Source organism: Micromonospora parva (genome assembly GCF_000718515.1).
Taxonomy (GTDB): domain Bacteria; phylum Actinomycetota; class Actinomycetes; order Mycobacteriales; family Micromonosporaceae; genus Micromonospora; species Micromonospora parva.
The window spans coordinates 242,963-256,772 of sequence record NZ_JNZS01000010.1 but is presented as its reverse complement, the minus strand read 5'-3'; the positions used below and the strand labels follow the sequence as shown (position 1 = coordinate 256,772).

15 protein-coding genes are annotated in these 13,810 nt (G+C 70.0%); 6 read left to right on the top strand and 9 right to left on the bottom strand.

Annotation, left to right across the window (positions count from 1 at the left end):
• Window positions 1-246: 246 nt before the first annotated feature.
• Entirely contained in the window at window positions 247-1,386 is a 1,140-nt protein-coding gene (locus tag IF22_RS0116320) for a ThuA domain-containing protein (protein WP_425339850.1), read from the top strand.
• 87 nt (window positions 1,387-1,473) lie between these two features.
• Complete coding sequence (locus IF22_RS0116315) at window positions 1,474-4,305, top strand: PQQ-dependent sugar dehydrogenase (RefSeq protein ID WP_030332844.1); 2,832 nt, start codon at window positions 1,474-1,476, stop codon at window positions 4,303-4,305.
• A 53-nt stretch (window positions 4,306-4,358) separates the two neighbouring features.
• Here the strand turns inward: IF22_RS0116315 and IF22_RS0116310 are convergent, their stop codons facing one another.
• Window positions 4,359-5,126 carry a helix-turn-helix domain-containing protein gene (locus tag IF22_RS0116310; RefSeq protein WP_209444566.1) on the bottom strand — a complete coding sequence of 256 codons (768 nt, stop codon included), beginning with the start codon at window positions 5,124-5,126 and terminating at the stop codon, window positions 4,359-4,361.
• An 80-nt stretch (window positions 5,127-5,206) separates the two neighbouring features.
• On the opposite strand from IF22_RS0116310, the gene IF22_RS0116305 reads away from it, so the two are divergent.
• Window positions 5,207-5,593 (top strand): nuclear transport factor 2 family protein, encoded by a 387-nt coding sequence (locus IF22_RS0116305; protein WP_030332840.1) that lies wholly within the window; start codon window positions 5,207-5,209, stop codon window positions 5,591-5,593.
• On the opposite strand, the gene IF22_RS0116300 is transcribed toward IF22_RS0116305, so the two are convergent.
• The gene (locus IF22_RS0116300; RefSeq protein ID WP_030332837.1) at window positions 5,590-6,534 is read right to left on the bottom strand and encodes an acyltransferase domain-containing protein; all 945 of its coding nucleotides are present in this window, start codon (window positions 6,532-6,534) and stop codon (window positions 5,590-5,592) included. The two genes, IF22_RS0116305 and IF22_RS0116300, sit on opposite strands and share 4 nt — an antisense overlap.
• 29 nt (window positions 6,535-6,563) lie before the next feature.
• Window positions 6,564-7,148, bottom strand: a complete 585-nt coding sequence (locus IF22_RS0116295) for a hypothetical protein (protein ID WP_030332835.1) — start codon at window positions 7,146-7,148, stop codon at window positions 6,564-6,566.
• A 173-nt stretch (window positions 7,149-7,321) separates the two neighbouring features.
• Here IF22_RS0116295 and IF22_RS0116290 point away from each other — a divergent pair, with 173 nt between their 5' ends.
• Window positions 7,322-8,233, top strand: a complete 912-nt coding sequence (locus IF22_RS0116290) for an NAD-dependent epimerase/dehydratase family protein (protein ID WP_030332834.1) — start codon at window positions 7,322-7,324, stop codon at window positions 8,231-8,233.
• Here the strand turns inward: IF22_RS0116290 and IF22_RS0116285 are convergent.
• A complete protein-coding gene (locus IF22_RS0116285; protein ID WP_030332832.1) occupies window positions 8,207-9,112 on the bottom strand; it encodes a LysR family transcriptional regulator in 906 nt (301 codons plus the stop codon). The genes IF22_RS0116290 and IF22_RS0116285 overlap by 27 nt on opposite strands.
• 168 nt (window positions 9,113-9,280) lie before the next feature.
• On the opposite strand from IF22_RS0116285, the gene IF22_RS0116280 reads away from it, so the two are divergent.
• Window positions 9,281-10,000, top strand: coding sequence for an SDR family oxidoreductase (locus IF22_RS0116280; RefSeq protein WP_030332830.1), 720 nt, complete (start codon window positions 9,281-9,283; stop codon window positions 9,998-10,000).
• Window positions 10,001-10,125: 125 nt separating this feature from the next.
• On the opposite strand, the gene IF22_RS0116275 is transcribed toward IF22_RS0116280, so the two are convergent.
• On the bottom strand, window positions 10,126-10,566 hold the full coding sequence (locus IF22_RS0116275; protein ID WP_030332827.1) for a VOC family protein: 441 nt from the start codon (window positions 10,564-10,566) through the stop codon (window positions 10,126-10,128).
• A 262-nt stretch (window positions 10,567-10,828) separates the two neighbouring features.
• On the opposite strand from IF22_RS0116275, the gene IF22_RS35025 reads away from it, so the two are divergent.
• Window positions 10,829-11,353, top strand: a complete 525-nt coding sequence (locus tag IF22_RS35025; protein ID WP_156057580.1) for a hypothetical protein — start codon at window positions 10,829-10,831, stop codon at window positions 11,351-11,353.
• A 192-nt stretch (window positions 11,354-11,545) separates the two neighbouring features.
• On the opposite strand, the gene IF22_RS0116260 is transcribed toward IF22_RS35025, so the two are convergent.
• From IF22_RS0116260 to IF22_RS0116245, 4 genes are all read right to left on the bottom strand, one after another.
• Window positions 11,546-11,758, bottom strand: coding sequence for a hypothetical protein (locus IF22_RS0116260; protein WP_036411652.1), 213 nt, complete (start codon window positions 11,756-11,758; stop codon window positions 11,546-11,548).
• A gap of 326 nt (window positions 11,759-12,084) precedes the next feature.
• Window positions 12,085-12,861: an MBL fold metallo-hydrolase gene (locus IF22_RS0116255; protein ID WP_051708534.1), complete on the bottom strand. Its 777-nt coding sequence runs from the start codon at window positions 12,859-12,861 to the stop codon at window positions 12,085-12,087.
• Between the two features lie 76 nt (window positions 12,862-12,937).
• Complete coding sequence (locus IF22_RS0116250) at window positions 12,938-13,432, bottom strand: PspC domain-containing protein (protein ID WP_030332821.1); 495 nt, start codon at window positions 13,430-13,432, stop codon at window positions 12,938-12,940.
• 37 nt (window positions 13,433-13,469) lie between these two features.
• Window positions 13,470-13,793 (bottom strand): PadR family transcriptional regulator, encoded by a 324-nt coding sequence (locus IF22_RS0116245; protein WP_030332820.1) that lies wholly within the window; start codon window positions 13,791-13,793, stop codon window positions 13,470-13,472.
• Window positions 13,794-13,810 lie beyond the last annotated feature (17 nt).

Sequence of the window (13,810 nt, the reverse complement as noted above, 5' to 3'; positions counted from 1 at the left end):
GCGGGGAGCACCGGCACGGCAACCCGCACGGCGCAGCGTCGCGCTCCCCGCAGGACGATCCCCACAGGTACGGCACCACCCCGAACCATCTCAGCCGAGCGTCGGCGGCCCGGCTCCGTACCACCGCCAACCTCGGCCCGGCGAGCCCACAGCTCCGTGACGCGCGCCTGGGCCGACGCTCAGCAGAGGAGCAAGATCATGCGTTCCCGTCCCCGCCTGTTGGCACTCGTCACCGGGCTGGCCGTCATGCTGGCCAGCCTGGTCGCCCTGCCGACCCCCGCATCGGCGGCACCACTGACCAAGGTCCTGGTGTTCAGCAAGACCGCCGGCTTCCGGCACTCGTCGATCCCCAACGGCATCGCCGCGATCCAGCAGCTCGGCTCCGCCAACGGCTTCACCGTGACGTCCACCGAGGACGCGGCCCAGTTCACCACCTCCAACCTGGCCCAGTACCAGGCGGTGGTCTTCCTGTCGACGACCGGCGACGTCCTCAACGCCAGCCAGCAGACCGCCTTCGAGTCGTACATCGCCGCCGGTGGCGGGTACGTCGGCGTGCACGCCGCCGCCGACACCGAATACAACTGGCCGTGGTACGGCGCGCTGGTCGGCGCGTGGTTCGACTCGCACCCGGCGATCCAGAACGCCACGGTGAAGATCGAGGACCAGACCAACCCGTCGACCGCGCACCTCGGCACCACCTGGGTCCGCTCCGACGAGTGGTACAACTACCGCACCAACCCCCGCTCCAGCGCACGGGTTCTCGCCAGCCTCGACGAGTCGTCCTACAGCGGCGGCAACATGAACGGCGACCACCCGATCACCTGGTGCAAGGCGTACGGCGGCGGACGCGCCTGGTACACGGGCCTCGGGCACACCGAGGCGTCGTACACCGACCCGAACTTCACCCGGATGCTGCTCGGCGGCCTCCAGGTCGCCGCGGGCTCGGTGACCGCCGACTGCTCGCCGCGTACGACCACCCCGCCGCCCACCGCCACCGGCTCGACCCTGCGGGCCCGCGCGAACAACCAGTACGTGAGCGCGCCCAACTCGACCACCGCGCTGATCGCCAACAAGGCTTCGGTCGGCACCACCGAGCGGTTCGACCTGGTCAACCTCGCCAACGGCAACGTGGCGCTGCGCGCCAAGGGCAACGGGCAGTTCGTCGCGGCCGAGAACGCGGGCGCTTCCGCGCTGATCGCCAACCGGGCCACCGCCGGTGCCTGGGAGACGTTCCAGCTCGTCCGCAACTCCGACGGCACGGTGAGCCTGCGGGCCACTGTGAACAACCGCTACGTCGCGGCCGACAACGGTGGGTCCTCCCCGCTGATCGCCAACCGGACCTCCATCGGCCAGTGGGAGAAGTTCGACCTGGTCACCACCAACTGACCTGATCCCCCGCTCGCTCTCCACCACCCCACCTGGTCGTGGTGCGCCCCCGCGCGCCCGTCCCCCGGTCGTCGAGAAAGGACGATCATGCCCTCGTACCCCCGGCGCTGGCCCCGGGCGCTCTTCGCGGCGGTGCTCACCGTCGCGAGCGCGGCCCTCGCTGTGGCTGCACCGTCCACCGCCCAGGCGGTGGTGATTCCCGCCTCCGACTATCAACAGGTCAAGCTCGCCACCGGCTCCGCCGAGCTGGGTGAGGCCATGTCCCTGGCCGTGCTGCCCAACCGCTCGGTCCTGCACACCGCCCGAAACGGCGTGCTGCGGGTGACCGACGTGGCCGGCAACACCAAGGTCTCCGGCACCCTGTCCGTCTACACGCACGACGAGGAGGGGTTGCAGGGCGTCGCCGTCGACCCCAACTTCGCCACCAACCGGTGGATCTACCTGTACTACTCGCCCACGTTGAGCACCCCGTCCGGGGACGCCCCGACCACCGGCTCGCAGTCCGACTGGGACCGGTGGAAGGGGCACCTACGGCTGTCCCGGTTCACCCTCAACTCCGACGACACGCTCAACCTGAGCAGCGAGAAGATCGTGCTGCAGGTCGCCAACGACCGTGGGCAGTGCTGCCACGTCGGCGGTGACCTGGACTTCGACGCCGCCGGCAACCTGTACCTGACCACCGGCGACGACACCAACCCGTTCGAGTCGTCCGGCTACGCACCACTGGACGAGCGGACCAACCGCAACCCGCAGTTCGACGCCCAGCGCACCGCGGGCAACACCAACGACCTGCGGGGCAAGCTGCTGCGGATCAAGCCGCAGGCGGACGGGACGTACACCATCCCGTCGGGCAACCTGTTCGCGCCCGGCACGGCCAACACCCGCCCCGAGATCTACGCGATGGGGCTGCGCAACCCGTTCCGGATGAGCGTCGACAAGGCCACCGGCGTGGTCTACCTCGGTGACTACGGCCCCGACGCGGGGAGCACCAACTCCAGCCGGGGCCCGCAGGGTCAGGTGGAGTTCAACCGCATCACCGCGCCGGGCAACTTCGGCTGGCCGTACTGCACCGGCACCAACACCAGCACGGAAACATACAACGAATACACCTTCCCGTCCGGGCCGTCGCAGTCGAAGTACAACTGCACGGGCGGGCCGACCAACAACTCGTTCCGCAACACCGGCCTCGGCACGCTGCCCGCGGCGAAGCCGGCCTGGATCAAGTACGCCGGCGACTCCGGCTCACCGTCGGAGTTCGGCAGCGGCTCCGAATCGCCGATGGGCGGACCGGTCTACCGGTACGACGCGTCGCTGAACTCCAGCATCAAGTTCCCGCAGTCACTCAACGGCCAGTTCTTCGCCGGCGAGTACGGCCGCCGCTGGATCAAGGCGATCGCTGTCAACTCCGACGGCTCGCGCGGGGATATCTCCAACTTCCCGTGGTCCGGCACCCAGGTCATGGACATGGCCTTCGGCCCGGACGGGGCGCTGTACGTGCTGGACTACGGCACCGGCTCGAACAACCAGGCGCTGTTCCGGATCGAGTACATCGGCGGCGGCAACCGCAACCCGATCGCTGTCGCCTCGGCTAGCCCGACGTCGGGGGCCAACCCGCTGACAGTCAACTTCTCGTCGGCCGGCAGCTCGGACCCGGAGGGTGGGGCGCTGAGCTACCTGTGGACGTTCGGGGACGGCACCACGTCGACGGCGGCCAACCCCACCAAGACGTACACCACGAACGGCACGTACTCCCCCACGTTGAGGGTCACCGACCCGAATGGGTTGACCGGCACGGCGAGCCTGGTCATCACCGTCGGCAACACGGCCCCGACGGTGACGCTCACGTCCCCCGCCGACGGGCAGTTGTTCAGCTTCGGTGACACCGTGTCGTACCAGATCAGCGTGAGCGACCCGCAGGACGGCACGATCGACTGTTCCAAGGTCAGCCTGACGTACGCGCTGGGCCACGACAGTCACGCCCACCAGATCACCTCGAAGAACGGGTGCAGCGGCTCGATCACCGTCCCGACCGACGGGGAGCACGACTCGGCCGCGAACATCTACGGGGTCTTCGACGCCGCCTACACCGACAACGGTGGGCTCACCACGCACAGCATCAAGACCCTGCAACCGAAGCACCGCCAGGGTGAGCACTTCGGCGCGCAGTCCGGCGTCCAGGCCACCGACCACACCAACGCCGAGGGTGGCCGCACGGCCGGGTTCATCGAGAACAACGACTGGATCTCGTACCAGCCGTACAACCTGACCAACGCGAACCGCATCACCGTGCGGGCGTCGTCGGCCGGTGCCGGCGGCACCATCGAGGTACGGGCCGGGTCGGCCACCGGCACGCTGCTGGGCACCGTCTCGGTGCCGGTGACCGGCAACTGGGAGACGTTCGTCGAGGCGTCCGGCACGATCAGCAACCCGCCCAGCGCGTCGACGACGCTGTACCTGGTGTTCAAGGGCGGGTCCGGCTACCTGTTCGACGTGGACGCGTTCACCTTCACCACCGGCACCGGTGGCAGCACGCCGGTGACCACGCTGCGGGCACAGATCAACAGCCAGTACGTGTCGGCGGTCGGCTCCACCGCGCTGATCGCCAACAAGGCCAGCGTCGGCAGCACCGAGCAGTTCGACCGGGTGGACGCCGGCAACGGCAACATCGCGCTGCGGTCACGCGCCAACGGGCTCTTCGTGTCGGCCACGAACGCCGGCGCCGGAGCGTTGGTCGCCAACGCCACGGCGGTCGGGTCGTGGGAGACCTTCCAGCTCATCACCAACTCGGATGGGACGGTGGGTCTGCGGGCCACTGTCAACAACCAGATCGTGTGCGCCGAGAACGCCGGGGCCGGATCCCTGATCGCCAACCGTACGTCGGTCGGGGCCTGGGAGAAATTCACCCTGACCACCGGCTGACCGGGGGGTGAGTGCACGGTGGGGCCCGGCCTGGTGACCGACCAGGTCGGGCCCTACCGTGTGAAGTAGGCGGCGCTCTGCGCGTCCGCCGGGTAGTAGGACTCCACAGCGATCTCCTCGATCGTGATGTCCGTCGGCGTGCCGAACGTGGTGATGGTCGAGAACAGCCGCAGCTCGCGCCCGTTGATCCGCAGGATCATCGGGAGCACCACGTCGGCGTCGACCCGTTGACCCGTCGGCTCCTCCGGCAGCGGAGCCAGCAGTTCGTGGTAGAGCGCCGCCAGTTCCGCGTCGGGAGCGGCGGCGAGCTGACGCGAGATCCGGCTGCGGAACACCGCCCGCACGTCGGCCAGGTTGACCACCAGGCGGGCCAGCCCGCGCGGGTCCAGGCCCAGCCGGATCAGGTTCACCGGTGGCCGCAACAGGTCGGGGGCCACGTACGCGAAGAACGGGTCCACAGCACTGTTGGTCAGCACGATGTTCCACCGGCGGTCGAAGACCAGCGCCGGATACGGCTCGTGCGCCCGCAGCACCCGGCGGACCGCGTCGAGGGCACCGGACAGGGCGATGTCGTCGAGCGGACGCTGCGCGTACCGGGGTGCGAAGCCGGCGGCGAGCAGCAACTGGTTGCGATCACGCAGCGGCACGTGCAGCTGGTCGGCGAGCCGCAGGATCATGTCGGCGCTCGGCGTGGACTTGCCGGTCTCGACCAGACTGACGTGCCGGGCCGAGACATCCGCGGCGATCGCCAGGTCGAGTTGGCTGAGCCCCCGGCGCTTGCGCCACTGCCGTAGGAGTTCCCCGACCGCATACACGATCATGAGCCTACTCATCGTCGGTGCGGACGCCATGAAGTGCGATGTCATCGACAACCACCCGGGCCGGGGAAACACTTGCGCCCATGACCACCGAGAACAAGAGCATCGTCGCACGCGCGTTGGCAGGGCTGGTCGACACGGGCGACGTCGACACGCTCGCCTCGTTCCTGAGCGAGGACTTCATCCACCACCGGTCGGATTCGACGACCTCGACCAGGACGCAGTGGCTCGCCGCCGTCCGCGCCGCGCTGGGCCCGACCGCCGGCATGCGGGTCGACATCCTGCACCTGCTGGCCGACGGTGACCACGTCGTGGTGCACTCGCGACGCCGCCTACCCGACGCGGGGCCGGAGATCGTCGTGGTCGACGTCCTGCGGATCGCCGACGGGGCCATCGTGGAGGCGTGGGAGGTCATCGAACCGGCGGCCCACGCGACCGCCAACGGGACGTGGTGGAACCCGGCCGTCTAGATCGGGAAGTGGCCGCGACGCCAGTGCCAGTGGCCGCCGTCCCGCAGGTGGTCGATGATCGCGCGCTGGAGCACGGTGCGGCGCGGCAGCTCGTCCAGCGGCGTGATCAGGGTGCGGAACCCGAACCGCAGCATCTCGATGTCGGCGTCCGGCCCCTCCGACTCCTGGTGGGGTTCCAGCTCGAACCGGCGCTGGAACCGCAGGATGTTGGAGTCCTCCGGAAGGTACTCCCGCAGCTGCGGGTCGAGCAGCCACGATCCGCAGGAGAACACCGTGTAGCGCTCGTCGGGAAAGTGCCGGGGGAAGAACGCGCGGGCCTCGTCCAGCGACGCCGTCACCGCCTGCGGGGTCAACGGCCCCGATTCGGGGACGTGCAGGCCGAGGGCGCCGTCGCCGCGCTGGTACTGCAGCCGGCCCAGCTCGTAGAGGCCACCGCGCGAGTGCAGCGTCAGCCAGCTCTGCATGACCGGCCAGCCGTCACCGCGCATCCGTCGGTCGACGGCGAGGTTGCGGCCCAGGTCGGCGAGGGTCACCCAGGACACGGCATCGGGGACGCCGTGGTCGCTGTGGTACCCCCGCACCACGTCGACCAGGGCCAGGTACGCGTACACGTAGAGGTACCGCCAGGCGGGCCCCCGCTCACGCGGCAGCTCCGGGCCGGGCGGCAGCCAATCGTAGCCCCCGAGGTCGGCGCGGACCGCGGCGATCGAACGGTCGAGCAGCCAGCGCAGCTCCGCCGTCCACAGCGGTGAGCCCGGCTCCGGCCAGCCCGCCATGATCTCGGCGGCGTCGTCCGGCGGCACGGCGAGCCGGTCGAGGATCGGGGCCGCGTCCGCCTTCGGCGGCAACGGGGCGGACGGCCCGTCACCGGCGAGCCGGTGCACGCGGTCGACCTCCTCGACGGGCACGCCGAGCCGGGCAGCGATGTCGTCCAGATCCACGCCGACGAACCTACCGCCCGACGGGCATCTCAGGAGTCCGCCGGCACTCCGGCGTCGAGCTGCCCGATCATCGGCGCGAGGAGGTCGTTGAGTTCCCGGGCCAGCACCACCACGGCCCGGCGTGCCGCCGCGGCGACGTCGTCGTCCGGACCGTCGGGCGTCGGCGGCAGATCGTCGAGTGGGACCGGCGCCTCCACCTGCAGCAGCGCGCGCAGGTGCGGGCGGCGCGTCTGGTCCTGCTCGGTGGGTGTGGTGAACTGGCCGAACATCTGGGGCCAGTCCTGCCAACCACGGTCGCGCTGCCACTGCTTGGTCCAGGTCAGCTCGGCCGGCCAGCGGGAGGCCACCGTCACCGCACAGACCAGGCTGCCGTCCCAGGGGCTGCGGGCGCAGGTCGCCGAGATGATCCGCCGGTGCCAGCGGACGAAGCCCGGCGACAGCTCGGTGGCCAGCCGCCAGGCCGTCACCGCGAACGCCACCGGCGCGAAGTCGCCCCAGGTGTCGGCGAAGTCGTCGATCCGCCGCAGCACCTCGGCCTCGTACCGGCCGCGCCCCTCGACGCCGTGCTCGCGGTCGAACTGCTCGTCCAGCCAGAAAGCGCGCGGATCCGGCATCCTCAACCCCGTTTCGCCAGTGATGGTGTCCCGCACCCTCGAATCTAGGCGAATGTCGGGGTGTGGACGGCATCCTCACCGGTTGTCGACCCGCGCCGGAGCAGCCCGTCGGCTGCCGCCGCCGCAGCGGCAGACGCTTGACAAGGAGTGGGTTCCAGAGTGGACGATGCACCGTGCGCATTCTCGTGGTGGGTGGCAGCGGCCTGATCGGCGCTCACGTGGTGGACGTCCTGCGGGAGCGTGGCCACGCCGCGACAACTGTGGCGCGTACCGCCCAGCCGGGCGTCGACCATCTGCTCGATGTCGGGTCCGCCTCGATCGAGGACCTGCGGCAGGTGCTCGCCGGTCACGACGGTGTCGTGTACGCCACCCGCACCGACGAGCAACGGCCGCTGCCCAAGCCAATCTATCCGGAGTTCCGCCGCGACAACGTCGACCCGGTGGTACGCCTGTTCACCGCCGCCCGCCTGGAAGGTCTCACCCGGGGCGTGGTGATGGGCTCCTACTACACCTACTTCGACCGGCTCCACCCCCAGTGGCGCCTGGCCGAGCGGCACACGTACATCCGGTGTCGCCTGGAGCAGGCCCGGGAGGGGCGGGCCGCCGCCGGCGAGGGCCTGCCGGTCGCCGTCCTCGAACTGCCTTTCGTCTTCGGTCGGGCCGGCGACCGGCTGCCCAACTGGGCCGGTCCGCTGGACCGGTGGGCGCGCTCGCGTACCCCGCTGGTCGCCCCGGTCGGCGGCAGCGCCGCGGCCTCCGCGCGCAGCGTGGCCGAGGTCGCCGTCGACGCCCTGGAGCAGGCCAGCGGCGCCGACCTCCCGGTCGCCGACGAGAACCTCAGCTGGCACGACATGCTCGCGCGCATCGCCGCGGCGGTCGGCCGGCCCCGCCGGGTCGGCCGCCTGCCGGCCGGCGCGGCGCGGGCCGCCCTGCGACTCGGCGGTGCGGCGCAGGCCCTCGGCCGCAAGGAGTCCGGGGTGAACCCGACCTACCTGGGCGATCTCCTGCTCGCCGACCTGTTCATCGAGCCGACGAGTGGCCGCCCGCTGGACCCGGCGCTACGCGAGACCTTCCGGAGCGCCTGACCCTCCTTGGCACCGATCACCCGGTGGTGGCGCCGCGAGGTCGACGAACTCGTGCACCAGCGGTGACCGGTTGTCCTCGGCCCAGGCCAGGCACACCTGGTTGGGGCCGAGGTCGGCGACGGGCACGTGAACGACGTCCGGTCTGGTGTAGAACGTCGCCGTCGACAGCGGCAGGATCACCGTCCCGGCGTACGCGGCGACATGCTCCAGCTTCTCCTCGACGGAGTTCAGCGCGGGCCGAGGGCGAGGGTCGCTGTCGATGGGACGGTTCGGCAGGTCCCGCCACTCCGGCACCGCGTCCGGGTCCTGCAACAGCCGTTCCCCGGCCAGCTCGGCGAGGTCGACCGACTCCTTGCCGGCCAGCCGGTGATCGGTGGGCAGGACGACGACGCGGGGTTCGCTGAACAGTGGCCGCAGGCGCAGGCCGCGCTGGTCGACCGGAAGCCGGACGTAACTGACGTCCGCGCGCCCGTCACGGACGATGTCGGCCTGGTCGTCGAAGGAGGTCCGGACGACGTTGACGGCCAGGTCGGGGTGTCGCTGGCCGATGGCGCGGGCGTCGGCGGTGACGAGCAGGCCGGGCATGAACGCGATGGTGAACGTCGGCCTGCCGTGGGCGGCCCGCTGCACCCGCCGCCGTAGGGCCTCCGCCGAGGCGAGCAGCGCACGGGCGTCGGTCAGCAGCTGCCGACCGGCCTCGGTCAGCACCGTGGAGCGGCGGTCCCGAACGAAGAGCTCGGCGCGCAGTTCGTGCTCGAACGCCCGGATCTGCCGTGACAGGACCGGCTGGGCGATGTGCAGCCGGGCGGCGGCCCGACCGAAGTGCAGCTCCTCCGCGACCGCCACGAAGTAGCGGAGCTTGCGCAGATCGACGTCCACAGCGCCCCCGTCCGGTTGCCGCTCCGGGCGGTTCCACGATACCCGACGGGTATGAGTGGAGTGATGCCCAACGGGCATCACAGGAGGTGAAAGAGGTCTTGGACGCGGACGTTCCCGGCGGAGCACGGTGGTAGCCGTCTCCATCACCCGACCCGGAAGGACACGATCATGACCCTCATCGACAAGCGCGTCGTCGTACTCGGCGGAACCTCGGGGATCGGCCTCGCCACCGCCGCCCGCGCCGCCCGCGAGGGCGCCCAGGTCGTGGTCGCCTCCAGCAACCAGCGCAGCGTGGACCGCGCCCTGACGACCCTGCCGACCACCACCCAGGGGTACGTCGCCAACCTCACCGATCCGGGTGCCGTGTCCCGGCTGTTCCGCGACCTCGGCTCGTTCGACCACCTCGTCTACACCGCCGGGGAACCCCTCGCGCTGATGGCCGTCGACGCCCTCGACCTCGACGCCGCCCGGACCGCCTTCGACCTGCGCTACTTCGGCTCCCTGTCGGCGGTCAACGCGGCACTGCCGCACCTGCGCCCCGGCGGGTCGATCACCCTCACCACCGGCACCGCCAACCACCGGCCCAACGCCGGCTGGTCGGTAGCGGCCAGCATCACCGGGGCGATCGACGCGCTGGTCCGCGCGCTCGCCGTCGAACTCGCCCCGATCCGGGTCAACGCCGTCTCCGCCGGCGTGATCCGCTCACCGCTGTGGGACTCCCTGCCCGAAGAAACCCGAGAGCAGATGTACGCGCAGCTCAGCGAGTCCCTTCCGCTCGGTCGGGTGGGTGAGCCCGAGGAGGTCGCCGAGGCGTTCGTCTACCTCCTGCGGGCGACCTACGCCACCGGGACCGTGGTGACGGTGGACGGCGGCACCCTGATCTCCTGAGCCCGCCGTCGGCGGTGGCGTGGCGTCGCCAAGGGCCGCACTACTTCACTGATGTAGTGGTCTGCGCCGCTCGCGAGGCCCCGACAACAGTGAAGTGGTGCGGGTGGGACCGACCGGCGGCGGCGTCAGCGGAGCTGTTCGGCCAGGCCGACGACGATGCCCTCGGGGCCGCGGACGTAGCAGAGCCGGAAGATGTCCTCGTACCGCTCCACCTCGCCGACCAGTTCGGCGCCGTGGCCGCGCAGCCGGGCGACCACGTCCTCGATGTCGTCGACGGCGAACATGATCCGCCGAATGCCCAGCGTGTTCGCCGGCGCGTCCCTCGGTGCCGTGATGATCGCCGCTGGTCGGTGGAACATCGCCAACTCGACCTTGCCGTGGCCGTCCGGGGTCCGCAGCATCGCCACCTCCTGCCGGACGTCGTCGATCCCGATGACCCGCTCCACCCACCGCCCCTCGACCGGCCCCCGCCCCTCCACCTCCATGCCGAGTTCGACGAAGAACGCGATGACCGCGTCAAGGTCCTCGACCACGATGAGGACGTTGTCCATCCGCTGGATCGCCATGCCGGATCTCCCTGCTCTGCTGCGATCACGATGACCGCATCCTCCCCGAGGACGGAGCCACCCGGCGGTCTTCGACATTCAGAGCAGACCGTCTGCCGCGTCGCGGCTGTCGCACCGCTGGTACGGGACCAGATCATGAATGCGGACGGCACGCTCGCCGGGTGACGTGCGGTCACCGCATCTGGTGTGCCACAGCAACCGGGCTGTCGACCAGGGAGATACCGCAAGATCGGCAGTTGCGGCCGGCGTGCAGAATCGATCCATGCAGATATCCGACTGGATAGCCCTGGCAGGCACCGCGGGCGGCCTTCTGATGAGCCTGGCAGCAATTTTCGTAACTTATCATATTTATCACCTCCAAACCGAAGAGGCGAGGAGGAACGGACGTGATGTGGAAACCCCTGCGCTGCTCGCGCACATCCTGCGCCTGATCGAGATGATCCTGTCGATCATGCCCTCGGCGTGGAACGAATCGCGCAGGAAGCGAGGCCCGGACATCAGCGGACGACAGTGGACAAGACCCGCCCAGCCACGACATGTCCCGCCAGCGCCGCGACCACCGAAACGATCCGACGGCGACTCTCCACGTCAACGGTCAATCGCGCAACCCGAGAAAGACCGCGCGCACGCACCGGAACCAGCGGGCAGAGAGCCGACGGAACGCCCGTCCTACCAAGAACTCATAGAAGAAATAGATAGAATGATGCCGTCCGATGAGCACGGAGAGAAGCACGATCCACCGAACCGTGAGCGTGACACCCCCGATTACGGCATCCCAGGGCTCTAACATCCTGCCCCAGTTGCGGAACTGGGGGCTGCGGCGTGCTGTCTGCCCGGCTGCTGCGAGGGAGCGGCAAGTGCAGTGGACCGACGTCGGTCGCCAGCTGCCCGACGTTGGAGATCGTGGCACGTTGACGTTCGACGTCGACCAGTACGCCGCAAACCTGAGGCCCTTGGCCGAGCTGCGGCCCCGCGGTGACTAGTCCCGGTCCCACTCCGTCGAGGCCGTGAGCACCAGCGGGATCGTGTCGACCAACTCTTGCGGTCCCTCGATCTGCCACGCACGTACGCAGCAGCCGCAGCCGCTCTCCGCGATTGAGGTCAACGACTCGCGATATCGCGCGATCCAGGCTTCGGCGTCGGCCACCTCGCTGGGGATGTCGACGCGGGCCATCATGCTGAATCGAGACACAGCGACACCGTAGCGGGAACCAGGCCCCTGCGCGCTACCAGTGCCGACGCCATTCGAGGCCACCCCGATGCGCCACCGCCGGGGCGTCACCGCGCCGGACGTACAGCACATCATCCTCAACCCACCAGACGTCAGCGGCACGAAGAAGAACCGGACATGCCAACGTCAGGGCAAGGCGACAGCCGCCCGAGCTGCCAGGCAAGCCCTCCAGCCCGTCCACGAACACCGCCCGGCCAGCTGTGACGGGCTCAGTCTCCACGCCACCATCTTGCCGGTGCCCGTGTGGCCCGGCGACCCCTTGACCTTCAAGCGACAAACGGGGCTGATCAGCCGCAGCGGCGACAGGCGCATCCGCTGTCTGGCGTCCCGAGCATCAGCGTGAGCCCTTCCTCAGCCGCCATAACGGCACTGCCGAACTCCACCTGCGCGGCCGCCACCGCCACCTCCCGGTCGTTGCCCGGCCAGAAGTGGGTGAGCACCAGGCGGCGGGCGCCCGCCCGACGAGCCCACCGACCAGCCTCGGTGGAGGTCAACAGGTTTCGGGTGGGACGGCTCGTCTCGCCGTCGCGGTCCGTCGCCTCGACGATGAACAGGTCAGCGTCACGTCCCAGCTCGGCCAGCGCGGGAGTCGGCCCGGTGTCCCCGGAGTAGGCCAGGACAATCCCGTCGGCCGCGATCCGGACGCCGGCGTTGGGCACGAAGTGCGGGAGAGACAGCCCGGTCAGGTCGAACGGCCCGACCCGGTACCCGCCGGGTAACGGGTGCAGGTCGAAGACCGCCTGTAGATCGACATCGGGCTCCAAGCCGCTGAGCCGGTCGAGCACGCCGGGCGGGCAGAACAACGGCAGCCGTGGTCCCCCGGGTTGACCGTAGAACCGCATCCTGAACAGACCGTGCAGGTCGACGCAGTGATCCGGGTGCTCGTGGGTGACGACGACAGCGTCCAGCACGCCGTCCGGCCAGTGTCCGAGCAGCCGCGGCAGCGTGGCATAGCCCAGGTCCAGCACCAAGCGGTAGCCGTCCCAGTCCACGGCGAAACCGCTGCAGGCGCGGCCGGGTTCGGGGAAGCCACCGCAACTTCCGAGCACTGTGACCTGTCGCATCCCGGCAGCGTCGCACCTGAAGGGCCGGCGCCGCATGCCCGGGCGGGACTGTCCCTTCCGGCTGTGCGCTGTCGGTTCACGGGTATCGCGGTGCGTCCCGTTGGCGCTCATAGTCGGCGACCGTCGGGACGACGGGCAGCACGAGCAGCAGGACCAGGTACGCCACGCCGAGCAGCCCGCCGGTGACCAGGGTCAGCAGCAGCACGACGGTTCGTACCCAGTCGACAGCGAACTCGCCGTACGCCGCGACGCCGAGACAGATGCCGCCGAACCACTTGCCCTCGTTGATCCGACACCAGAACCGGCCACGCGACCTCCCCTGGGCGGACGGCGGCGCGGGGCGTGCCGGGCTCACCGGCCCCAGCTCGGCCAGGATCGCCGTCATCCGGGCACCGGTCACCGCGTCGTCGCCCGAGGCCGTGCGAGCGCTCAGCCGGTCGCCGATCGCTGATTCGAGGTCTCGGACGATCTCGTCAGCGTCCGGGTCGGTGCGCAGCGCGCGTCGCGCGTCGTCGAGGTACTGCCGCAGGGCGTCGCGCGCGTCGGGGGTAGCCGGGGAAGGCCGTGACATGCCCGGTGAGGCGGATGGATACCGACTCGTTCATGAATCATCGTCCAATCGTGTTGATCATGAGGGTCAGTTCGCCCCAGTAGTCGCGGAACGCGGTGAGCTGCCCCCTGCCGGCATCCGTGAGGGAGAAGTACTTCCGGGGTGGCCCGGACGGCGACTCACGCCACTCGTGGTGCACGAGCCCGTCTCGACGGAGTTTGCTCAGCAGCGGATACAGCGTGCCCTCCTGGGCGGGAAAACCTGCCTGCTGTAGAGCGGCGAGGATCTCGGCCGCGTACCGCTGCTGGGACTCGACGGCAGCCAGGACGAGTGGTTCGAGCAGGCCGCGCCGCAACGCAATGAGCTTCGGATCGGGCTGCATACCACTACCTTGTCATG